Raw genomic sequence first — 20,011 nt, 5'->3', positions numbered from 1 at the left:
GATGCTCGACCAGGTGGCGACGACCAATGCGGCGCGGGACAATCTGGCGCCGATTCCGATGGAATGCGACGCGCCGCATCTCAAGGTGTCAGGCAAATTACCGTGCGAGCTCAACGGCACGCTTTATCGCAATGGTCCCAATCCGCAGTTCGACGCGCCGGGTGCCCACTGGTTTTTCGGCGACGGCATGCTGCACGCCTTCCATCTGGAGAACGGCCGCGCCAGCTATCGCAATCGTTGGGTCCGCACCCCGAAATGGCTGGCCGAGCACGACGCCGGCCGCGCCCTGTTCGGCGGTTTCGGCCGCAAGCTGCCGGGCGCGCCGGCTGGCACCACCGACGACGGCGGCGTCGCCAACACCAACATCATCTTCCATGCCGGAAAGCTCTTGGCGCTCGAGGAAGGCCACCTGCCGACCGAGATCGAGCCAGGCACGCTCAATCGCCTCGGCTATTGCGACTACAAGGGCGCCATCAAGGGCCCTTTCACCGCGCATCCCAAGATCGATCCCGTAACCGGCGAGATGGTGTTCTTCGGCTACAACGCCGCCGGCCCCCTTACCCCTGCCCTTTCCTTCGGATCCGTCAACGCCGCCGGCGTGGTGACGCGGTTCGATCGCTTCGATGCGCCCTATGCCAGCATGGTGCACGACTTCATCGTCACCGAAAATCATCTGCTGTTCCCGATCCTGCCTATCACCGGCAGCATGGAGCGGGCGATGCGCGGCAAGCCGCCCTACGCCTGGGAGCCTGAGAAAGGCGCTTATGTCGGCGTCATGAAGCGCAACGGCTCGGCCAAAGACCTCGTCTGGTTCCGCGCCGAGAGCTGCTACGTCTTCCATGTCATGAACGCGTGGGAGGAAGGCAACCGCATCATTGCCGATGTGATGCAGTTCGAGGAAGCGCCGCTGTTCTCCCATCCCGACGGCTCGAAGACGGACCCGCAAAAATCGCGTGCGCGGTACTGCCGTTGGACCTTCGACCTGTCAGGCAATACCGACCGCTTCACGCAAACCTATCTCGACGATCTCACCGGCGAATTCCCGCGCATTGACGATCGCCGCGCGGGACAGGCGAACAGCCATGGCTGGTACGCCTGCGCCAATCCTGACTTGCCGATGTTTGGCGCGCTATCCGGCATCGTCCATGTCGACGGCAACGGCAAGCGTCTCGGCCATTATCTGCTGCCTGCCGGCGACACGATTTCCGAGCCGGTATTCGTGGAGCGCGGGCCTGATGCCGCCGAAGGCGACGGCTGGCTGCTATCAGCGGTCTGGCGCGCGCGGGAGAATCGCAGCGACCTCGCGATATTCAACGCACAGGACGTCGAATCAGGTCCCGTCGCGCTGGTGCATCTCGGCCACCGCGTGCCCGACGGCTTTCACGGCAATTGGGTCGGCGCGGAGTAAGCGTCACACGTTCGTCATTCCGGGGCGATGCGTCAGCATCGAACCCGGAATCTCGAGATTCCGGGTTCGCGCTAACGCGCGCCCCGGAATGACGTCGTCATGTTATTGCAATAAACAATCTTTTTCGACGCTCCGCTTTATTTTGACACTGTAAAGATTTTGCTTGACGACTCCCAACCTCGCCCCTAGTTTATCTTTACGTTGTAAAGATTAGCCCGAGAGGCTACCATGACCATCTTCCTGATCCTCGCCCCGTTCGGTTCGTTCGCCCTGCTGATACTGGTGACCTCCGCCGAGATCAGCCTGTTCGCAGCGGCGGCGATCTGTCTCGCCGTCATCGGCATCGACGTCTATCGCGGCCGCTCGATCAAAATGCTCGGCGCGGGCTGCGTCGTCCTGTTCACCGGACTGGGCGCCTATGTTGCGCTGGTCGATCCGAACCTGAGCCATTCGGCCGTCAAGCTGACGGTTGATATCGGCGTGCTCTCGATCTCGCTGGCGTCTCTCGTCATCCGCAAACCGTTCGTGCTGCAATATGCTCTTGAGGAGGTCGATGCCGAGACGGCGAAGCTGCCCGGCTTCAGGAAGGCGATCTACATCATCACCTGGGCATGGACCGGCGCATTCGTCCTGATGATCGTGGGTAACGTGCTGATGATCTACGTGCCGGGCTTGCCGTTCTGGTCCGGGCTCGCAATCGCCATCGCCGCCCGCAACAGCGCCGCCTACTTCACGACATGGTATCCGCAATATCGCAGGGCGAAGCATGGTGCGCCGCCTGCGAACGCCCTGCCCGGCACCAACTAAGCCAGACTTCAACCGTAACACGATCAGCGGAGAGCAAGACGATGAAGGACGTATTCGCCAGACTGGGCGCCGATTTTTTCTCCACCATCTTGTTCATTGCGATCTACCTCACTACCGACAACGTGCTGCTGGCGACCGGCGTCGCCATCGCCGGCGCCATCGCCCAGGTGATCTACTCGCGCATCAAGGGGAAGGAGCTCGGCTACATGACATGGGCGAGCCTGGCGCTCGTCATCGTGCTCGGCAGCGCGACGCTTTTGACCCACGATCCGCGCTTCGTGCTGGCGAAGCCTGCGATCGGGCATTTTGCGATCGGCGTCATCATGCTCAAGCGCGGCTGGATGCTGCGCTACATGCCCCCGATCGTGACACAGACCATTCCCGAATATGTCACCTTCGCGGGCTATGCCTGGGCCGGACTGTGCTTCGTGCTCGCCGCCGGCACCATCGGCGTCGCCATGACCGGAGACATGAAGCTGTGGACGTTCTACGTGACCGTGGTTCTCGTCGGCGCCAAGATTGCCGCCTTCGCAATTCAATACATCGCGTTTCGTGTTTTGGTCGGCAGCCGGCTTCGCGCGGCCGCCCAGAGCGCCTGAAAAATACGCGTCAAAAGGACGCTTGAGCCCGGTTGGGCTTGTGTGGCGAGATAGGCTATACCGCCGATCGAGTTTAACGGATCTCGCAAGCCATTCCGGTTTGTCGGAGAAATGTCGGGGAGACAAAGATGGCCGTGGACGGAAACTGGAATATCACCATGAGCACGCCGATGGGCGAGCGCAAGGCAACGCTTTCGCTGACGAGCGCAGGCGGCGCGCTGACGGGCACGCAGGGCGCCGACGGCAATTCCGGTGAAATTTTTGACGGCACCATCAACGGCGACGACGTCGCCTGGAAGATCTCCATCACCAACCCGATGCCGCTCACCCTCGCCTTCACCGGCAAGGTTTCCGGCGACAGCATGTCCGGCGAAATGGGCATCGGCCCGATGGGCAGCTTCCCGTTCACGGGGTCGCGGGCGTAGGTTCTCCCCCTAAAACCAGATCCGCATCGGCAAGCCGTGCGCATCAACGGGCGGCGCCCCCTCGGGGACGCTGCCCGCAGGCTCGCAGGCCGCAATCGCAACCGCGCAGGCATCCAGCACATCGTCAGGCTTTGCACCGCTACGTTCAGCGGTCAGCCAGCGATCGATCCGCCGAAAGCCTGATTGCTTGAGCAGCGCGCGGCGCAGCGCAACTCCCCCGGCGGATTTCTTCGACGGCAAGGGCTCGTTGTCGTTCAATCGCAGAAACACCAGTTCGGGATGCACCTCGCGGATATCGCGAGATGGATTCGCGCGCACGAACGCGTCGACCTCCATGATCTTCGCACCCAGATGCCAGAGCTGGCGGGACACCCGCTTCTGCCCGCGCCGCTGCGCCTCCCGGTTGGCATCATTGGGATCGCTGAACTCGGACCACAGCCAGCGGCGAGCGCCGGCAAAGACGCGCGACGCGTGCGGCCGCAATTTTGCGCGAGCCAGCAGGTCGCAATAGCGTTCGCCGTGATCGCTCATCCCGATCGGGATATCGATCCCCACTCTGTCGCAAGAACGCGACAGCGCGTCCGTGATGTCGCGATGAAAGGAGATTTCCTGCACGTCACCGTCGAGGAGAACGGCGACCCAGCCTTTGCTGAACCCGTCGAGGCCAAGCGCCCTGCAGCCCGACCTCTTGCTCACTTCGGCCGGCTGGGCACGATTGCAATCGGATTGAAGGTATAGACCGCTTCGCCATGCTGGTTGTAGGCGGTCCACTTGACCCGGGCGATGCCTTGCGGCTTCGTGCGCGACGCCGCCAATTCCACCACCTCCCCTTCGAGAAAAATGGTGTCGCCGGGCCGCACCGGCTTCAGCCAGCGCAGATCGTCGACGCCGGCGCCGAACAGCGGATGCGGCCCGAACGGGCGCGCGCTCGCGGCGAGCCGCATGGCGATCGCCGCCGTCTGCCATCCGGAAGCGGCGAGGCCCCCGAGAATGGACTTCTTGGCCGCCTCCTCATCGAGATGAAACGGCTGCGGATCGTACTCTTTGGCGAAGCGGATGATGTCCTCCTTCGACACCGTCGTTGCCTCACTCTTGAAGCGCATCCCGATCTTCAGGTCGTCGAACCACTCGATCACAGCGTCCTCGCTCACATTTCACGCCGAACGCGAACAGGTTACCCCAGATTCAATTCCTTGAAGAAGTCGTTGCCCTTGTCGTCGATGATGATGAAGGCCGGGAAATCCTCGACCTCGATGCGCCAGATCGCTTCCATGCCGAGTTCGGGATATTCGACGACCTCGACCTTCTTGATGCAGTGCTCGGCGAGGTTTGCCGCCGCGCCGCCGATCGAGCCGAGATAGAAGCCGCCGTGCTTCTTGCAGGCCTCGCGCACCGCGACCGCGCGGTTGCCCTTGGCCACCATCACCATCGAGCCGCCCGCCGCCTGGAACTGGTCGACGAAGGAGTCCATGCGTCCCGCGGTGGTCGGGCCGAACGCGCCGGAGGCATAGCCATCGGGCGTCTTGGCGGGACCGGCGTAATACACCGGATGGTTCTTGAAGTAGTCCGGCAGCGGCTCGCCCTTCTCCAGCCGCTCGCGCAATTTGGCGTGGGCGGAATCGCGAGCGACGATCATCGTGCCGGTCATCGAGACCCGCGTCTTGATCGGATATTGCGACAGCGTCGCCAGGATTTCCTTCATCGGCTTGTTGAGGTCGATCTTAACGACCTCGCCGCCGAGCGACTGCTCGACCGCAGGCAGATACTGCGCCGGGTTGTGCTCGAGCTCTTCGAGATAGACGCCGTCTTTCGTAATCTTGCCGAGCACCTGGCGGTCCGCCGAGCAGGAGACGCCGAGCCCGATCGGGAGCGAGGCGCCATGGCGCGGCATCCGGATCACGCGCACGTCGTGGCAGAAATACTTGCCGCCGAACTGCGCGCCGACGCCGAGTGACTGCGTCATCTTCAGAATTTCCTGCTCCATCTCCAGATCGCGGAACGCGTTGCCGTCGGCCGAGCCGTGGGTAGGCAGCGCATCGAGATAGCGCGCGGACGCGAGCTTCACTGTCTTCATGCAAAGCTCGGCAGAGGTGCCGCCGATGACGATCGCGAGATGATATGGCGGGCATGCCGCGGTGCCGAGCGTCAGCACCTTCTCCTTCAGAAACGCCAACAGGCGATCCCTGGTGAGCACCGACGGTGTCGCCTGAAACAGAAAGCTCTTGTTGGCGGAACCGCCGCCCTTGGCCATGAACATGAACTTGTAGGCCGAGTCTATTTCTGAAGAGCCGCCCTCGGCGTAGATCTCGCACTGCGCCGGCATGTTGTTGGCGGTGTTCTTCTCCTCATACATCGACAGGGGCGCCACCTGCGAATAGCGCAGGTTGCGGCGCAGATAAGCGTCGCGCGCGCCTTCCGAGAGCGCGGCCTCGTCGTCGCCGTCGGTGATGACGTTGCAGCCCTTCTTGCCCATGATAATCGCGGTGCCGGTGTCCTGGCACATCGGCAGCACGCCGCCGGCGGCGATGTTGGCGTTCTTGAGGAAGTCGAAGGCGACGAATTTGTCGTTGTCGCTGGCTTCCTTGTCTTCCAGGATCGAGCGCAACTGCTTCAGATGGCCCGGCCGCAGGTAGTGATTGATGTCGCCGAAGGCAGCCTCCGACAGCGCCCGCAGCGCCTCGCGCGATACCACCAGCATGTCCTTGCCAAGCACGTTCTCGACCCGCACGCCCTCGGTCGTGATCTTCTTATAGGGCGTGGTGTCCGGCCCCAGCGGAAACAGCGGCGTATGCTTGTAGGGCGGAACGGGCTTCTGGTCGGGAAAAGCGGTCGGGGCGTTCATGTCGATATCTCGGGTTTGAGCTGGCGGCCGGAACGGCGCCGCGGACATAGACCCGTTCTAAGCATTTTTTGGACAAAAGGAAGGTTCTGGGAGTTCGGGCATCCTGCTGCCTCCCCCGATAAACAGCCGGTCTGTCACAGTTCTCGCAGTCGCGGGACTGTCCTGGGCAATCCAAGCATAGATCCTTTCGAGATCGGCAATCGCCTGATCGTCGAAGACGAGTTTCACTGCTTGCTACGAGCCCAGCCGTCCCGCGGCTGCTCGGGCTTTTTCTGCCCCTCGGTGGTCCCACGCTGTACGGCGTCTTCGCCGTGATCGCCTTCGGGATCGGCGTCATCCTCTACGGTGTCTGAGAAGCAAGTTGACTTCCGCGCGCGGCACTTGCAGGAAATCCGCGCGCGGGTTTCAATAGCGCAAAGGGGCACTCACAATGGCTTTGCGACCACAATTTCACCGACCGACCTTGCTTGCCGCCACGCTGGCGCTGTGCGTCGCGGCCAGTTCATCGCCGGCGCGCGCCGACCGCTGCGACGATATCGCCAAGGAATTGAAGAACCAGATCGACGGCCTCAAGATCAGCGTCAATACCGGCAACGTGATCTATCTGACGCATCCGGCGGCGAAAGAGCTGTCGCTCGGCTGCCGCGGCCGCTATTATTCCAATGAGCTCTACGCCAAGACGGACCGCAAGCCGAAGCCGCAATTCTTTGAACTGGTCGCCTCGGCCGGCGCCATCATTTTCACGATTCCGAAGCCCGACGTTGCGACCGGCTCCTCGCGCTGTATCAAGCGCATGGGCATTTTGCGTGGCGACAAAGTCTCCATGCGCTTCCGCCGGCTCAACATGGAATGCACGCGCACCAAGACCGAGGCCTCGATCGCGGTGACCCGCGGCAAGGACGAGTAGGTCCAACTCCCGATCCATCGCATTCTAACGATTTCGCGAGCCGCCCGTTCACCATTGGCCGGGATTGACGGCGGGGAAGCGCGAATAACGCCTCGGATTCACCAATCGTTCGCTCACCCCGGCCAGTGTCGGAGGCAACAAAAGGATGCTTCCGATGAATGTCTCTGGTGTCCCCGCAACGGTGGTGGTCAAACCGCCGGAAGTCCCCGTGTTCAAGGCTCCCGACAAGACCCCCGACGTCCAGAACGGCGCGGCTGCCGACGGCACCCGCACGCCGCAGCCGACGCTGATCGCTCCCCTGCCGCCTGGCCAGGGAACGCGGATCGACCGGTTGGCCTGAGCCAACCACTCCCGACTGTCGTCACCCGCCTTGTGCGCAATTGCGCACTGGGGCGGGTGACCCCAGTATTCCAGAGACGCCGGCGATATCATCGATAGGCCGCGGCGTACTGGATACCCGCCTTCGCGGGTATGACGGACCTTGGCAACTGCTACGCCGCAAGTTTGCCGAAGAATCGCGCGATTATGTCGTCAGGGGCGCTTGGAACCCGACCCATGATCGCAAAGCTTCTGCTGCAGAACACCATCGTCGTCATTGCCATGGGCGCGCTATTGTTCGCCGCGGCGGGTTCGCTGGACTGGCCGGCGGCGTGGGTAATGCTGATCGTCAGCGCGATCCTTGGTCCCGCCTGCGGATTATGGCTAGCCAGGACCGATCCCGCACTGCTCGCCGAGCGCATGCGGCCGACGTTTCAGGCCGACCAGCCTGCCGCCGACAAGATATTCATGCTGATCTTCTTCCTGGCGCTGTTGCTATGGTTCGTTGCGATCGGCCTCGACCGGCGCGCGAACGCCTCCGACGTTCCGCTGTTGCTGCAGGCGCTCGGCCTTGCGATGTATCTGCTCTCGATCGCCTTCATCATGTGGGTGTTCCGCGAGAATTCGTTCGCCGCGCCGGTCGTGAAGGTGCAGGCCGCGCGCCACCAACGCGTGATCTCAAGCGGGCCCTACGCCTTCGTCCGTCATCCCATGTACAGCGGCGTCATGCTGTATTTCCTTGGAATATCGCTACTCCTGGGATCGGGGTGGGGCATGGCGTTCGCGCCGGTATTCGCGCTGCTACTCGGCATTCGCGCCCGCATCGAGGAGCGCGCACTGGTCGAGGGACTGCCCGATTATGCTGACTATGCCGCACGGGTGCGCTATCGTCTGGTGCCAGGAATTTGGTGAGACATGCATGGCGGACCACCACGATGCCCGATAGCAAGACTTACACCGGCGGCTGCCATTGCGGCCAGGTGCGCTTCGAATGCACCACTGACCTTGCGATGGTCACTGCCTGCAACTGCTCGATCTGCACCAAGAAGGGGCTGCATTTCACCTTCCTTGACCCGAAGAGTTTTCATCTCCGCGCCGGCGAGGAAAATCTGAAAGAATACCTCTTCAACAAGCACGTGATTCACCACCAGCTCTGCATCGATTGCGGTGTCGAAGTCTTCGCGCGCGGCAAGAAGCCTGATGGCAGCGACGTGGTGGCGGTGAATGTGAGCTGCATCGACGGCATCGAGCTGTCGAAACTGCAGATGACGCCGGTGGACGGCAGGAGTCTGTAGGGACTACCACAGCTCGTCATGGCCGGGCTTGTCCCGGCCATCCACGTCTTCGCTTCAGCGGCAAGAAAGACGTAGATGCCCGGGACAAGCCCGGGCATGACGAGGGAGAGAGCTAGACCGCACGTCAGGCATCCAGCGCCTTGTACTTGCGGAAAATTCCCTCCTCGTTGAACGCAATCCGTCGATCGCTCGCCAGATACGCCTTGATGTTCGGCCGCGCCGCCACGCGGTCGCGCAGGCCGACCAGACCGGGGATATCCTCCTCGAATGCCTTCATGCGATTTGGAAAGGCGTAGCGCAGGCCTTCCACGATCTGGAACAGCGACAAGTCGACATAGGTCAGGCGGCGGCCGGTGACGTAGATGCCGCCATTGGCCGCCAGCAGGTCTTCGAAGTAACCCAGATATTTCGGTACGCGCGCGTTCCAGAACTCGTCGGTGCGCTTTTTCGCCGGCGCTTTCTGTTCCTCGTAATAGAGCGACGGACCGAGCGGGTGATGCGTGTCATGCACTTCCAGCACCAGATCGGCGATCGTGAGCTGCAGTTGATGCACCCAGAGTTTGCCGGCCTCCGCCTTCGGCGCCAGCCCATGGCGCGATCCCAGATAAAGCAGGATGTTGGCGGTCTGCCCGATCACGAGCTTCCCGGCCTTCAGGAACGGGGGCGCAAAGGGCGGCGTTCCCTTCCCCGCTTCCATCATGCGTGTCATCGCGGCCATGCCGTTGCCGCGGCGCGCCACGTCGGTATAGCCAGCGCCGGCCTCTTCCAGCGCGAGGCGGACATACTCGCCGCGGCCTTGAATCATTGGCCAGTAATAGAGCTCGTAACGCATCGATGACACCTCCACTGCCGGTTTGACCGACATAACAAATCATCCCGCGGCTCGTTCGTCACGCCGAACGCGGCGTCCGCCCGACTGTCGCGCCATCAACGCGTCGCGCAGATCTCCACGGGGGCAGAATCTGTCCGAACGCAGGCGGGCGTGTTAGGTTGTGCCCGTTTGAAGCGTCGATTTTCTCGACACGACAGGAGAATGCGGATGGCGGACAACAGGAAGAAGCGCGGCGGGGCCGATCGCGGGCTGATCGCGGTGAGCGAGCCTTACGAGGTCGCCTACTGGTCGAAGAAATTCAAGATCACGCCGGCGAAACTGAAGACTGCCGTCAAGAATGTGGGACGCTCCGCGAAGAAGGTGGGCGCCTATATCAAGCTGCAGCAGCACAAGGCTGCCGACCGGGCACGCATCGCGGTGAGCCAGCCCTACGAAGTCAGCTACTGGTCAAAGAAATTCAAGGTCACACCGGCCAGACTGAAGGCCGCGGTCAAAGCCGTCGGGCATTCGTCGAAAGCCGTCGGCGCACATCTCGCCAGGGGCAAGGCTACGAAGAAGGCGAAGAAGAGCGCCAGGACGATTCCCGGCAAAACGACAAAGAAGCGCGCCAAGAGAAAGGCCGCCTAGGCGGCCTTTAGCGCGATCAGGGCGATGCGCAAGCAATGGCCAAAGCGGCGTCAGTAGCCGCAGGTGCTGCAGCACGGCGCGACGTCTGATCCCGCGTGAATGGCCTCAATCGTCATCGTCAGCAGGGTGCCAGCGGCGCATCGGGCGATAGCCGTAGCGTTCGCGGACAGTGTTCCGCATATATCCCGGTCGTCCGCGGTCAGCGTCGATGCGGACGCTGCGCCGCTCGTAAATTGTCCGCCCACGGCCATCATCGGTCGTGATCGTATCGACACGGGTATGAACACCGTTCGACGAGTTGGAGCTGGAATTCGACGAAGTGTTACCGGCCAGGGCCGCCGGCGTGAGCACCACGGTCAAAATTAGCGCGACAAGCAGGCGTTTCATGGCAAGTTCTCCGATCCCGATTAAAACTCGCCAGACAATCAGGAGTTCCGCGATCAGAATGCGTAGCTCGGGTGGAGCGAAGCGCAACCCGGGGTCACTCTCGCAAGGAGAACCCCGGGTTACGCTTCGCTTCACCCGGGCTACGGCGCTACGGCGCGCGTCAGTTCGCCGCGAAGCAGTAGAACAGCCCGTCGCCGCCGGTGCTCTTCAGGTCGGCCTGTGAGCAGCCGCCGTCCGGGCCGCGCGAGGGATGCGACGAGTTCCAGGATTTCGAGGCCTCGTCGTCGCGCAGGCCCATGCGATCGGAATGACCTACCATCGCCGCGCCTTGCGTCGAGCTCGTCCAGTTCTTGCAAGTGCGATCCTCGCCCGCCGCAAACGCAGACCCGTCGGGCTGCGACCCCGTCAGCACGTCGTGGCGATTGGGCGTATCACCGCGGCCGTTGATGACTTCGCCCTTCTCGCTCAGCGCGGTCTGCTTGGTGAGACCGTTGGCGCCGTGCAATTCGGCGACGTCCTTGGCGACCACCGCGCCCTTCGCATTCTTCCACGGCCCCTTGCCGATGCGATCGCGCGCATTGACGGCCGGCGCGCCGTCGGCGGCTTGCGTCGAGAGGTAAGCGCGCCAGGTCTTGCCGCCTGCGCCGGCTGCCTGCGCCAATGTCTGGCAGTGATTGTCGGCGCCGGCGAGTCCGCCGAGATTGCCGCCATTGCCGATGCCGTTGCTGGTCAGAAAGAAGCTGGTATCAGCGGATTGCGCCAGCGCCGGCGCACTCGCCAAAGCCGTCATGGCCGCGACGGCGAAGCATGCCGGCGAAATCACACGAGTGAAGCTGCTCATCGAAGTGCTCCCTGTTGTTTTTGATCGTTTGTCATCAACCCGATGCGACAGAGAATATTCCGGTCGCGGTGACCTGATCGTGAAATCACATGAGGTGAGAACCCTTCTCGTGTCCCGGACGCGGCGCGGCACGCGAAAAAGAAAAAGGCGCCGCGAAACAAGCCGCGGCGCCTTCTTCGTCGTCATGTACAGGCGATTAGCTGGTCTGCTGTATCGCCGAGAGTTCCCAGTCGCTGCCGCGTCGGCGGGCGAAGGTCCAGACCTCGGTGACTTCGACCGGGGTTTCGCTGCCCGCGACCAGACGGCCGGTGGTGCGTTCCATGGTCTTGTCGATCAGCGAGAACCGCATCGCCACGCTGGCGTAATCGGTTTCGCCTTCGCGCCAGGCCTCCGCGAGGTCGCCCTGCAGCAGCTTGACGTCGGACACCTTGTTGATGTCGTTGCGCGCCTTGTTCTCCTCGAGATCCTTGGAGAAGTAGGACACCATCTCGGGCGTCGCGAGCGTATGCAGCTTGCCGACATCCTCGTTCGACCACGCGGCCTGGACCTCGCCAAGCAGCCGCTCGAAGGCTTCATAGTCAGCCGGCTGGATTTCCAGCGGCGGCTGGCTCGATCCCAGTCCAAAACCGCTGAGCCCGGAGCGGAAGCTGGTCTGAGCACCGGGACCTTCGGCAGCAGGAGCAGGTCCCGTCGCGTAGGCGGAAGCCGGCGTGTGGCGGCGCTGCCACCACGACATCGCCAGCCGCACCACGATAACGATCAGGGCGATCTGCAGCAGCAAGCCGATGATCGACGACAAGCCGCCGAGGCCGGAGAACAATCCGCCGCCGAACAACATGCCGAGCAGGCCAGCGCCCAGGAAGCCCGCGGCGAGGCCGCCGAGCATGCCCATGCCAGGCCGGTTGAAGAAGCCGCCCTTGTTGGCTGCGCCAGCGGCCGGATTACCCGCTGCGGGAGTACCGGGCTGGGTAAACGTACGGTTCATGGGCTGTGCCGCGCCGGGCGCCGTGGTCGTGCTCGGGGGCGCCGAATAGGTACGCGATCCCCGCGAACCGGAACTGCCGCCACCGCCAACGCGGGCGTCGGCCTCCGAGATCGTGATCGCCGCCAACGGGAGCGCTACAGACAGGGCAATGGCCAGGGTCCGAATAATTCCGCGCGTGCCTTGCGAGAAATTCATGTGCTTTTTCCTCAGTTCCCCAGGATGGGGAAGCGCCCCTAAGATGGGCACCGCCACCTAAAAGTGAAGCCATTATCGGGAACCGGAACTGCGGCCCTCGGTCGCGGGGATGTGACGATTTGGCCGTAAACGCTGTATTCACCATGCGTCGCCGGCCCTTGGCAGACGCTACGACGCCGTCATGGTCTCCTTCACCTTCTCGACCAGCGCGCTGAGCGCAAACGGTTTGGGCAGGAAGGCGAACTGCTCGTTCTCAGGCAGGCTCTTGTCGAAAGCCTCTTCGGCGTAGCCGGAGACGAAGATGATCTTGAGTTTCGGATTGCGTTTGCGCATTTCGCGGAGCAGCGTCGGGCCGTCCATTTCCGGCATCACGACGTCGGAAACGACGAGATCGACGTCGCCGTCCTTTTCGTCGAGCGCTTCCATTGCCTCGATGCCATTGGAGGCCTCGATCACGCTGTAGCCGCGCGAACGAAGGCCGCGCGCATTCAACGACCGCAGGCCGTCCTCGTCTTCCACCAGCAGAATGGTGCCGTGCCCGGTCAGATCGGGTCGCGGCTTCGGCGGCTCAGCCGCTCCTTCCTTGACCGCGCCGTTGGTCGCCTGCGCCTCCGGCTGCGCTTCCAGCTCGGGCCGATGACGCGGCAGGAAGATGCGGAACGTGGTGCCTTCGCCGGGCGTGGAATCGACATAGACGAAGCCGCCGGTCTGCTTGACGATGCCATACACCGTGGAGAGCCCAAGCCCGGTGCCCTTGCCGACCTCCTTGGTCGAGAAGAACGGCTCGAAAATCTTGTCGACGATGTCGGCCGGAATTCCGGTTCCGGTATCGGAAATGTCTATCCGCACGTAATCGGCGGCCGGCATGCCCTTGTGGGAGAGCTGCGCGGCTTCATCCACGGTCACATTGCCGGTCCGCACCGTCAGCTTGCCGCCATCAGCCATCGCGTCGCGCGCATTGACGGCAAGATTGACGACCACCTGTTCGAACTGCGAGACGTCGACCTTGACCGGCCAAAGGTCGCGGCCATGCACGAGATCGAGCTTGACCTTCTCGCCGATCAATCGCCGCAGCAGCATGGTGAGGTCGGAAAGCGCGTCGCCGAGGTCGAGCACCTGCGGCCGCAGCGTTTGGCGGCGCGAGAACGCGAGCAGTTGCCGCACCAGCGTCGCCGCGCGGGTCGCGTTCTGCTTGATCTGCATGATGTCCTGGAACGACGGATCGGTCGGCTTGTGGGCGTTCAGCAGGAAGTCGTTGGCCATCATGATGGCGGACAGCACATTGTTGAAATCGTGCGCGATGCCGCCGGCGAGCTGGCCGACCATGTCCATCTTCTGGGACTGGTTGATCTGGTTTTCCAGCGTGCGCCGCTCGGTGGTCTCGAGCAGATAAACAATGGCGGCTTCGGTATCGCGCTCGTCTTCCTCGACCGCGGTGACGAAGAACTGCCCCCAGCGCTCCTTGGCGCCGTCGAGCATGGCCTCGACCGGCGCGATGTCGCCCTGCCCGTCGGCAGCCTGGTTGATCGCCGCGATCAAAAGACCGCGGTCGCGTGCATTCACCGCGCGGAAGATCGATTTGTTGGCGGCGCCATCCGCGCTCAGGCTCTGCGCGAGCTTGGCGAAGCGGGCATTGGCGCGCACTACCGTGCCGTCGCGGTCCACCGTCGCAATCGCCATCGGCGTATGGTCGAAGAACCGCATGAAGCGAACTTCGGCGGCGCGTTCGGGGTCGGAATGCTCGTCACGCGCGCGGCTGATCACCAGCGTGCGCGATGACCCCGGCGAGCCGTCGGCGCCGAAGGCGAGCTTGTGATAGAGCCGCACCGGCATGGTCTTGCCGCCGCGCATCCGCAGGTCGATGTCGAACACTTCGGTTTTGACTTCGCCGGGCACCGCTACGATCGAGGTCAGGAGCGAGGCGCCGTCGCCGGACACGATATCGCTGAGCTTCAGCCCGCCCGAGCCGATCTCGGCGAGGTCGTGATCGAGCCAGTTCGCCAGCGTAGCGTTGACATAGATGACGTCGCCGGCTCGATTGACCGAAAAGAAGCCGCAGGGCGCATGGTCGAGATACTCGATCGCGTGCTGCAGTTCCCGAAACACGTCTTCCTGGCGCTCGCGGTCCCGCGTGATGTCGGCGATCGACCACACTGCGTATTTTGCTTCGCGCTTGCTCTGGCCGAGCGGACGAACCCGCATCCGCAGCCAGCGGCCTTGAGCACCGTCGGAGCCCGCGATACGGACCTCCTCCTGCTGCCGCTTGCCTTCGCGGGCCGCCTTGAGCAGGCGGAACACGGCCTCCGAGACATCGGGATTCCCGATGAAAACGCGCTCCACCGGCCGCACGTCCTGCGGGCCGGCGGCCCCGGTCAGCGCCAGATAGGCGGCGTTGGAATAGACCACGTGGCCCTTCGGATCGGTCACCGCCAGCCCGTCATAGGCATGATCGGCGATGCGGCCCATCACGGGATCGTCGGCCGCGCGGTCGGTAAAGCGGATGATGCCGGCGGCAAAGGCGAATAAATTGAACAGGCCGACCATGGCCAAGAGGGCCAGCACGCCGAGAATATAAGGCTGAGCCTGCGCCCGGCCGATGGTCATCAGCGCTACCGCGACCGCAACGATGCCGGCGGCCACCAGCAGCACCAGCACGATACTACCGCCGCGCCGCGCCGGTTCGTGGGCTGCGAACGGCCCGGAGGGCGGTTGGTTGTCGGTTTCGGCGGTCATTTGAAGAGGCGCGGCCCTTCGGCAAGGAAGTGACGCGCAGAGTCGCGCGCCCCTCTTGAGTGCCTGAATCGGACCCGCAAACGCAAGTCCGTCAGGCGGTTATTTGGCAGATTGAAGGTATTTCAAGGGGATTTCCAGCAGTTCCCTCACATTCATCGTCCCGAAAGGCCGCTCTTCAGGCGCATAACGTAGCCGATAATCTCGGCGACCGCGTGATAGTGCTCGACCGGGATCTCCTCGTCGATATCGACGGTGGCATGGAGCGCACGCGCCAACGGCACGTTCTCCACAATGGGAATATCGTGCTTTTTGGCGATTTCCCTGATCTTGAACGCGATGTTGTCGACGCCCTTGGCGACGCAGACCGGCGCGGACATGCCGCGATCGTAGGACAGCGCCACCGAATAGTGGGTCGGGTTGGTAATGATCACGCTGGCGCTGGGAACCGCGGCCATCATGCGCTTCTTCATGCGCTGCTGGCGCAACTGCCGGATCTTGCCCTTGATGTGGGGGTCGCCTTCGGACTGCTTGAACTCGTCCTTGATCTCCTGCAGCGACATCTTCTGGCGCTCGAACCACTGCCGGTACTGGAAGAAGTAGTCGGCGATCGCGACCGCGGCCAGCATCGCCGCCACCGCGCCCATCAATTGCAATGTCAGATTTGTGGTGACGCCGAGGATCGCCGAAGGATCGAACATCATGAACGATTCGAGCCGATCCCGCTCGGGCCACAGCACCGCCATCATGACGGCGCCGAGCGCGATGAGCTTGAACAGGCCCTTGGCGAAATTCGCTATCGCCTGCTTGCCGAAGATGCGTTTCAGTCCGGCGCCGGGCGACACCTTGCTGAATTTCGGTTTCAGCGATTCCGACGACCACACCAGCCGGTGCTGGATCATGTTGCCCGCGATCGCGGCGAGCGCCAGCATCAACAGCGGCACGCCGATCGCGCCGAGCACGGCATAGCCCAGCGTGTTGCCGAGCGCGAGCAGCGCCGCGCCGTCGGTGCGAAGCTGGCCGGCATTGGCGATCAAGTTGCGCAGCGGCATCAGGATGCCGCCGCCGATCGACCCCGAGAACGTCGATAATATCAGCGTGCCGCCTGCGATGATGAACCAGGTGTTGACCTCCTGGCTCTTGGCCACGTCCCCCTTTTCAAGCGCATCGTCGAGACGTTTTTGCGTAGGGTCTTCTGTTTTGTCGTCGGAATCGTCGGCCATCGCGGCCTCCTTATTTCAACGGCGTCAGCTCGTGCATGACACCGATGAAGTAGTTGAGATAGGTCGCCATCATTCCGGTGAGAACGAGGCCGAAGATCAAAAAGCCGACCATGATCGACAGCGGCACGCCGACGAAATAGACCTGCATCGCCGGCATCAGCCGCGCCAGCACGCCAAGCCCGATATTGAAGACGAGGCCGAACACCAGAAACGGCGCCGAAAGCTGGATGCCGATCTTGAAGGCAGTGGCAAAGGCGCGCGTGGCCAGCGCCGCGACGTCGCCGCTCGGCATCAACTCCCCGGGTGAAAAAATACGATAGCTCTCGTTCAGCGCCGCGATCACGAGATGGTGGCTGTCGGTGGCAAACAGCAGCGTCATGCCCAAAATCGTGAGGAAGTTGCCGATCAGCAAACCCTGTTGCCCCTGGGTCGGGTCGACCGCGGTGACGAAGCCGAGCCCGAGCTGCTGGGCGATCACGGAACCCGCGACGGACAGCGCCGACAGCGTGACGCGCGCGGTGGCGCCGAGCACGATGCCGATGACGATCTCGTGCACCATCAACACGGCGAGCGCGGCCATCGAGTTGAGGTCGACCTGATAGGCGGTGCGGTGCAGCGGCAGGATGATCAGCGTCAGGAGCAGCGCGATCGCAAGCTTGATGCGCACCGGGATGTTGCTCTCGCCAAATCCCGGCAACAGCATCACCATGGCGCCCACGCGGGCGAACACCAGCATGAAGGTGGCGGCAAGGGCCGGCAGCAGCGATATGTCGACGCGCATTCATCTACAATGCATCAGCCGCCTATGATTCGCGACGATATCCGCATCATGTGGCCGTGCAGCGAATCCGCCATGAACGGTAACGCCAGCAATAGCGTGACGAAGATCGCGAGGATCTTCGGCACGAAGATCAGCGTCTGCTCCTGGATCTGGGTCAGCGCCTGGAACAGCGACACCACGACGCCGACCACGAGCCCGATCACCATCAGGGGCGACGACACCACCACGATGGTCCAGATCGCATCGCGCGCCACGTCAAGGGTTTCGGCACCGGTCATTGTTGCTTCTCGCTTGTTCTCACTTGCACCGTCATTCCGGGGCGATGCGAAGCATCGAACCCGGAATCTCGAGATCCCCCGGTGTGCAATTGCACACCTGTGGTCTGGTCCTTCGGACCATCCCGGGATGACGTCCCAAGGGACGTCAGATCGGCATCTTCATGATGTCTTCGTAGGACTGGATCACCCGGTCGCGCACCGATACCAGCGTGGAGACCGCAACGTCGGTCTCCGCCACTGCCGTCACCACGTCCATGACGTTGGCCTTGCCCGAGGTCATCGCCATCGTCTGCGCGTCGGATTTCTTGCCGGCGTCCAGCGCGCTTCCCACGGCGTCCTTGAGCAACGCGCTGAAGGACGGGCCGCCGCTGGATTGGCTGCCCTTCTCGGCGCCGCCGGATTCCATGATGCGCGAAAGCGCGGCGTAGGCGTTTGCTGCAACGGTCGGTGAAGCCATTTTCTATGGTTCCTGTTCAGGCCTTGAGGATGTCGAGCGTGCGTTGAATCATGCGGCGCGTGGCGCTGATGATGTTGAGGTTGGCTTCATAGGACCGCTGCGCCTCGCGCATGTCGGTCATTTCGACCAGCGGATTGACGTTCGGATATTTGACGTTGCCCGCGGCGTCGGCCGCCGGGTTGCTCGGCTCATGCTTGACGCGGAACGCCGACTGATCGGTCCTGACCTTGCCGAGCGTCACCACCCGGGCATCCAGCGTGCGGTCGAGCGCGGACGAAAATGTCGGCACCTTGCGGCGATACGGATCGCCGGCCGCGGTCGGCGCAGTGGAGTCCGCATTGGCGATGTTTTCCGAGAGCACCCGCATCCGCCCGGCCTGCGCGCGCAGCCCTGAGGTCGCGATGCTCATCGAGCGGGCGAAATCGCTTCCATCATCTGCCATGACACGGTTCTCCTAGTCGCGACGCGTCAGCGTTTTCCGATGGCGGTTTTGAGCATGCCGAGACTGCGGGTGTAGAGCGAGGTGGCGGCCGCATAATCCATCTGGTTGGCGGAGACCTTCAGCATCTGGTCTTCCAGATTGACCGAATTGCCGGCCGGCTTGGTCAAAAAGCCGCTCTTGCCGCCGTCCCCTCTGAAGCTCTGCCCGCCGCCGGAGACGCCGATATGGGTGGCGCTGGTGCGCATCATGGCGAGCGAGCCCATCGATCCGCCGACGTTCGCGCCTTTGTCGTCGAATTTCGGCTCGACCAGGTCGTTTGGCTTGAAGTTCGGGGTGTTGGCGTTGGAGACGTTTTCGGCGAGCACGCGTTGGCGTTCCTGGTGCCACTGCATCTTGGTGCGCAGCGCCGACAGGATCGGAAGGTCGTTGATGGCCATCGCGAGCGGCTCCCCGTTAACCTCTGGCAGACGCCGCGAGGTAGGCAGAATTTGCCCGGTGTATGGTTAACGGCCGGTTAAAATCGCGCGCTGCGGGCGAGGACGTCCGCCAATGCCTGCCGGCAGCGACAAAACGAGCGCATTTTCGCCATGAAAACTGCGTTAACCAGCAGCGACCAACCCGACTTGGGGCGCTCAGAAGTCGTTTTGGATGAAGCGATTCTTGGTCTATTAATTAACCCGGGCGGCGGCATCGCCGCGGGGAATTAAGAAATAAGGCTGATCTCGGGCGTGATTCGCCGTATGTGGATCGCTCAGGGCATGATCCGGCAACGGGAACCGTATTCCCAAAGGGAACATGCTCGGACAGGAAGACCTAAGACCGCACTCGTCGAAGCCAGCATCAAGAGAACGGCCCGTGGCCGGGGACTAAAGAATGCAGACACTGACATTCCTCTTCGCATTCATCGCCGTTCTGGCGCTGATCGGCGTGGCCGCTTGGCTGGTTCGCCGCTTCGCCAATAACCGCCTCGGCGCCAGTACCCAGCGCGGGCGGATGCCGCGGCTGGCCGTGATCGATGCCGCCGCCGTGGACGGCCGCCGGCGCCTCGTGCTGGTACGGCGCGACAATGTCGAGCATCTCCTGATGATCGGCGGCCCGAGCGACATCGTGGTCGAACCCAACATCGTGCGCGCGATGCCCAACCGCGATCAGATGGCGCCGCGCCCGGCCGTCGGTGAGCAGCCGCCGCGCATCGCGCCGCTGCCCGATGCCGCCTGGAGCGACGAGGCGGCAAGAGAGGCCGCCAGATCCGATTTGCGACCGACCGAGGCCTTCGATCATCATACCGAACCGCAAATGCCGGAGCCGCCGCCGCGCCCGGCACGGCCTTCCTTCGCCGACGAAATCCGCCGCCCCGCGTCGCCGCCTATGCCGGAGCGTCGCAGCGATCCATTGACGGGCTTTGCGCCGGAATCGATCAGCGGTCGCCCCGAGGCAGCTCCGCCGCGCCTGACCCGCAACGAACCGCTGATGCCACGGCCGCAGCGCGAATTGCCCAAGCCGCCGCCAGTTCGTGAGGCACCGTCAGTCCGTGAGGCGCCGCCGGTCCGTGAGGCAATGCCGGCCCGTGAAGCACCGCCCATCCGCGAGGCGCAGGCTATTCGTGAGGCGTCGGCCCGAGCGCCTGAACGC

24 protein-coding genes are annotated in these 20,011 nt (G+C 63.1%); 10 read left to right on the top strand and 14 right to left on the bottom strand.

Annotated elements, in window-relative coordinates; all coding sequences use genetic code 11:
* Position 1: 1 nt before the first annotated feature.
* From GWE18_RS04970 to GWE18_RS04955, 4 genes are all read left to right on the top strand, one after another.
* On the top strand, positions 2-1,408 hold the full coding sequence (locus GWE18_RS04970) for a carotenoid oxygenase family protein (RefSeq protein WP_275184700.1): 1,407 nt from the start codon (positions 2-4) through the stop codon (positions 1,406-1,408).
* 228 nt (positions 1,409-1,636) lie between these two features.
* Positions 1,637-2,215 (top strand): hypothetical protein, encoded by a 579-nt coding sequence (locus GWE18_RS04965; protein WP_275184699.1) that lies wholly within the window; start codon positions 1,637-1,639, stop codon positions 2,213-2,215.
* A 41-nt stretch (positions 2,216-2,256) separates the two neighbouring features.
* Complete coding sequence (locus tag GWE18_RS04960; protein ID WP_275184698.1) at positions 2,257-2,814, top strand: septation protein IspZ; 558 nt, start codon at positions 2,257-2,259, stop codon at positions 2,812-2,814.
* 128 nt (positions 2,815-2,942) lie between these two features.
* A complete protein-coding gene (locus GWE18_RS04955; RefSeq protein WP_275184697.1) occupies positions 2,943-3,239 on the top strand; it encodes a hypothetical protein in 297 nt (98 codons plus the stop codon).
* Between the two features lie 9 nt (positions 3,240-3,248).
* Here the strand turns inward: GWE18_RS04955 and GWE18_RS04950 are convergent, their stop codons facing one another.
* The 3 genes from GWE18_RS04950 to GWE18_RS04940 are packed head-to-tail and all read right to left on the bottom strand — an operon-like array spanning position 3,249 to position 6,081.
* Entirely contained in the window at positions 3,249-3,935 is a 687-nt protein-coding gene (locus GWE18_RS04950) for a DUF429 domain-containing protein (RefSeq protein ID WP_275184696.1), read from the bottom strand.
* Positions 3,932-4,375 carry a MaoC family dehydratase gene (locus GWE18_RS04945; RefSeq protein WP_275185143.1) on the bottom strand — a complete coding sequence of 148 codons (444 nt, stop codon included), beginning with the start codon at positions 4,373-4,375 and terminating at the stop codon, positions 3,932-3,934. Before GWE18_RS04945 ends, GWE18_RS04950 begins: the two co-directional genes overlap by 4 nt.
* A 38-nt stretch (positions 4,376-4,413) precedes the next feature.
* The gene (locus GWE18_RS04940) at positions 4,414-6,081 is read right to left on the bottom strand and encodes a fumarate hydratase (RefSeq protein WP_275184695.1); all 1,668 of its coding nucleotides are present in this window, start codon (positions 6,079-6,081) and stop codon (positions 4,414-4,416) included.
* Positions 6,082-6,511: 430 nt separating this feature from the next.
* Between GWE18_RS04940 and GWE18_RS04935 the strand changes: the two genes are divergently transcribed.
* The 4 genes from GWE18_RS04935 (at position 6,512) to GWE18_RS04920 (ending at position 8,601) form a co-directional block, all read left to right on the top strand.
* Positions 6,512-6,988, top strand: coding sequence for a hypothetical protein (locus tag GWE18_RS04935; protein ID WP_275184694.1), 477 nt, complete (start codon positions 6,512-6,514; stop codon positions 6,986-6,988).
* Positions 6,989-7,142: 154 nt separating this feature from the next.
* Positions 7,143-7,328, top strand: a complete 186-nt coding sequence (locus GWE18_RS04930) for a hypothetical protein (protein ID WP_275184692.1) — start codon at positions 7,143-7,145, stop codon at positions 7,326-7,328.
* A 215-nt stretch (positions 7,329-7,543) separates the two neighbouring features.
* Positions 7,544-8,218 (top strand): isoprenylcysteine carboxylmethyltransferase family protein, encoded by a 675-nt coding sequence (locus GWE18_RS04925; RefSeq protein ID WP_275184691.1) that lies wholly within the window; start codon positions 7,544-7,546, stop codon positions 8,216-8,218.
* A gap of 23 nt (positions 8,219-8,241) precedes the next feature.
* The gene (locus GWE18_RS04920) at positions 8,242-8,601 is read left to right on the top strand and encodes a GFA family protein (protein ID WP_275184690.1); all 360 of its coding nucleotides are present in this window, start codon (positions 8,242-8,244) and stop codon (positions 8,599-8,601) included.
* A gap of 124 nt (positions 8,602-8,725) precedes the next feature.
* Here the strand turns inward: GWE18_RS04920 and GWE18_RS04915 are convergent, their stop codons facing one another.
* Complete coding sequence (locus GWE18_RS04915; protein ID WP_275185142.1) at positions 8,726-9,433, bottom strand: glutathione S-transferase; 708 nt, start codon at positions 9,431-9,433, stop codon at positions 8,726-8,728.
* A 207-nt stretch (positions 9,434-9,640) separates the two neighbouring features.
* Here GWE18_RS04915 and GWE18_RS04910 point away from each other — a divergent pair, with 207 nt between their 5' ends.
* Entirely contained in the window at positions 9,641-10,060 is a 420-nt protein-coding gene (locus GWE18_RS04910; protein ID WP_275184689.1) for a DUF3606 domain-containing protein, read from the top strand.
* A gap of 105 nt (positions 10,061-10,165) precedes the next feature.
* Here the strand turns inward: GWE18_RS04910 and GWE18_RS04905 are convergent, their stop codons facing one another.
* The 10 genes from GWE18_RS04905 to flgB form a co-directional block, all read right to left on the bottom strand.
* Positions 10,166-10,447 carry a hypothetical protein gene (locus tag GWE18_RS04905; protein WP_275184688.1) on the bottom strand — a complete coding sequence of 94 codons (282 nt, stop codon included), beginning with the start codon at positions 10,445-10,447 and terminating at the stop codon, positions 10,166-10,168.
* A gap of 160 nt (positions 10,448-10,607) precedes the next feature.
* The gene (locus GWE18_RS04900; protein ID WP_275184687.1) at positions 10,608-11,288 is read right to left on the bottom strand and encodes a lectin; all 681 of its coding nucleotides are present in this window, start codon (positions 11,286-11,288) and stop codon (positions 10,608-10,610) included.
* 196 nt (positions 11,289-11,484) lie between these two features.
* On the bottom strand, positions 11,485-12,468 hold the full coding sequence (locus tag GWE18_RS04895; protein ID WP_275184686.1) for a TIM44-like domain-containing protein: 984 nt from the start codon (positions 12,466-12,468) through the stop codon (positions 11,485-11,487).
* 168 nt (positions 12,469-12,636) lie between these two features.
* Positions 12,637-15,201, bottom strand: coding sequence for a PAS domain-containing protein (locus GWE18_RS04890; protein ID WP_275184685.1), 2,565 nt, complete (start codon positions 15,199-15,201; stop codon positions 12,637-12,639).
* A gap of 152 nt (positions 15,202-15,353) precedes the next feature.
* Complete coding sequence (gene flhB, locus GWE18_RS04885; RefSeq protein WP_275184684.1) at positions 15,354-16,421, bottom strand: flagellar biosynthesis protein FlhB; 1,068 nt, start codon at positions 16,419-16,421, stop codon at positions 15,354-15,356.
* A gap of 10 nt (positions 16,422-16,431) precedes the next feature.
* On the bottom strand, positions 16,432-17,202 hold the full coding sequence (gene fliR / locus GWE18_RS04880) for a flagellar biosynthetic protein FliR (RefSeq protein WP_275184683.1): 771 nt from the start codon (positions 17,200-17,202) through the stop codon (positions 16,432-16,434).
* A gap of 14 nt (positions 17,203-17,216) precedes the next feature.
* Positions 17,217-17,480 (bottom strand): flagellar biosynthesis protein FliQ, encoded by a 264-nt coding sequence (fliQ, locus tag GWE18_RS04875; RefSeq protein WP_057860162.1) that lies wholly within the window; start codon positions 17,478-17,480, stop codon positions 17,217-17,219.
* Between the two features lie 145 nt (positions 17,481-17,625).
* Positions 17,626-17,937: a flagellar hook-basal body complex protein FliE gene (fliE, locus tag GWE18_RS04870; RefSeq protein ID WP_275184682.1), complete on the bottom strand. Its 312-nt coding sequence runs from the start codon at positions 17,935-17,937 to the stop codon at positions 17,626-17,628.
* Between the two features lie 16 nt (positions 17,938-17,953).
* Positions 17,954-18,379, bottom strand: coding sequence for a flagellar basal body rod protein FlgC (gene flgC / locus GWE18_RS04865; protein ID WP_057855655.1), 426 nt, complete (start codon positions 18,377-18,379; stop codon positions 17,954-17,956).
* Positions 18,380-18,405: 26 nt separating this feature from the next.
* On the bottom strand, positions 18,406-18,816 hold the full coding sequence (gene flgB / locus GWE18_RS04860) for a flagellar basal body rod protein FlgB (protein ID WP_275184681.1): 411 nt from the start codon (positions 18,814-18,816) through the stop codon (positions 18,406-18,408).
* A 436-nt stretch (positions 18,817-19,252) separates the two neighbouring features.
* Between flgB and GWE18_RS04855 the strand changes: the two genes are divergently transcribed.
* A partial coding sequence (locus GWE18_RS04855) for a flagellar biosynthetic protein FliO (protein WP_275184680.1) occupies positions 19,253-20,011 on the top strand: 759 nt, incomplete at its 3' end.

Origin of the sequence: Bradyrhizobium sp. CSA112 (genome assembly GCF_029051645.1) — a bacterium.
In the GTDB taxonomy this organism is placed as follows: Bacteria; Pseudomonadota; Alphaproteobacteria; order Rhizobiales; family Xanthobacteraceae; genus Bradyrhizobium.
Note: the sequence above shows the minus strand (reverse complement) of the source record. Positions and strands in the feature narration are given on the sequence as shown.

Coding starts and splice junctions, on each gene's coding strand:
- GWE18_RS04970 (WP_275184700.1), top strand. CDS start 2: ATGCTCGACCAGGTGGCGACGACCAATGCGGCGCGGGACAATCTGGCG.
- GWE18_RS04965 (WP_275184699.1), top strand. CDS start 1,637: ATGACCATCTTCCTGATCCTCGCCCCGTTCGGTTCGTTCGCCCTGCTG.
- GWE18_RS04960 (WP_275184698.1), top strand. CDS start 2,257: ATGAAGGACGTATTCGCCAGACTGGGCGCCGATTTTTTCTCCACCATC.
- GWE18_RS04955 (WP_275184697.1), top strand. CDS start 2,943: ATGGCCGTGGACGGAAACTGGAATATCACCATGAGCACGCCGATGGGC.
- GWE18_RS04940 (WP_275184695.1), bottom strand. CDS start 6,081: ATGAACGCCCCGACCGCTTTTCCCGACCAGAAGCCCGTTCCGCCCTAC.
- GWE18_RS04935 (WP_275184694.1), top strand. CDS start 6,512: ATGGCTTTGCGACCACAATTTCACCGACCGACCTTGCTTGCCGCCACG.
- GWE18_RS04930 (WP_275184692.1), top strand. CDS start 7,143: ATGAATGTCTCTGGTGTCCCCGCAACGGTGGTGGTCAAACCGCCGGAA.
- GWE18_RS04925 (WP_275184691.1), top strand. CDS start 7,544: ATGATCGCAAAGCTTCTGCTGCAGAACACCATCGTCGTCATTGCCATG.
- GWE18_RS04920 (WP_275184690.1), top strand. CDS start 8,242: ATGCCCGATAGCAAGACTTACACCGGCGGCTGCCATTGCGGCCAGGTG.
- GWE18_RS04915 (WP_275185142.1), bottom strand. CDS start 9,433: ATGCGTTACGAGCTCTATTACTGGCCAATGATTCAAGGCCGCGGCGAG.
- GWE18_RS04910 (WP_275184689.1), top strand. CDS start 9,641: ATGGCGGACAACAGGAAGAAGCGCGGCGGGGCCGATCGCGGGCTGATC.
- GWE18_RS04905 (WP_275184688.1), bottom strand. CDS start 10,447: ATGAAACGCCTGCTTGTCGCGCTAATTTTGACCGTGGTGCTCACGCCG.
- GWE18_RS04900 (WP_275184687.1), bottom strand. CDS start 11,288: ATGAGCAGCTTCACTCGTGTGATTTCGCCGGCATGCTTCGCCGTCGCG.
- GWE18_RS04895 (WP_275184686.1), bottom strand. CDS start 12,468: ATGAATTTCTCGCAAGGCACGCGCGGAATTATTCGGACCCTGGCCATT.
- GWE18_RS04890 (WP_275184685.1), bottom strand. CDS start 15,201: ATGACCGCCGAAACCGACAACCAACCGCCCTCCGGGCCGTTCGCAGCC.
- flhB (WP_275184684.1), bottom strand. CDS start 16,421: ATGGCCGACGATTCCGACGACAAAACAGAAGACCCTACGCAAAAACGT.
- fliR (WP_275184683.1), bottom strand. CDS start 17,202: ATGCGCGTCGACATATCGCTGCTGCCGGCCCTTGCCGCCACCTTCATG.
- fliQ (WP_057860162.1), bottom strand. CDS start 17,480: ATGACCGGTGCCGAAACCCTTGACGTGGCGCGCGATGCGATCTGGACC.
- fliE (WP_275184682.1), bottom strand. CDS start 17,937: ATGGCTTCACCGACCGTTGCAGCAAACGCCTACGCCGCGCTTTCGCGC.
- flgC (WP_057855655.1), bottom strand. CDS start 18,379: ATGGCAGATGATGGAAGCGATTTCGCCCGCTCGATGAGCATCGCGACC.
- flgB (WP_275184681.1), bottom strand. CDS start 18,816: ATGGCCATCAACGACCTTCCGATCCTGTCGGCGCTGCGCACCAAGATG.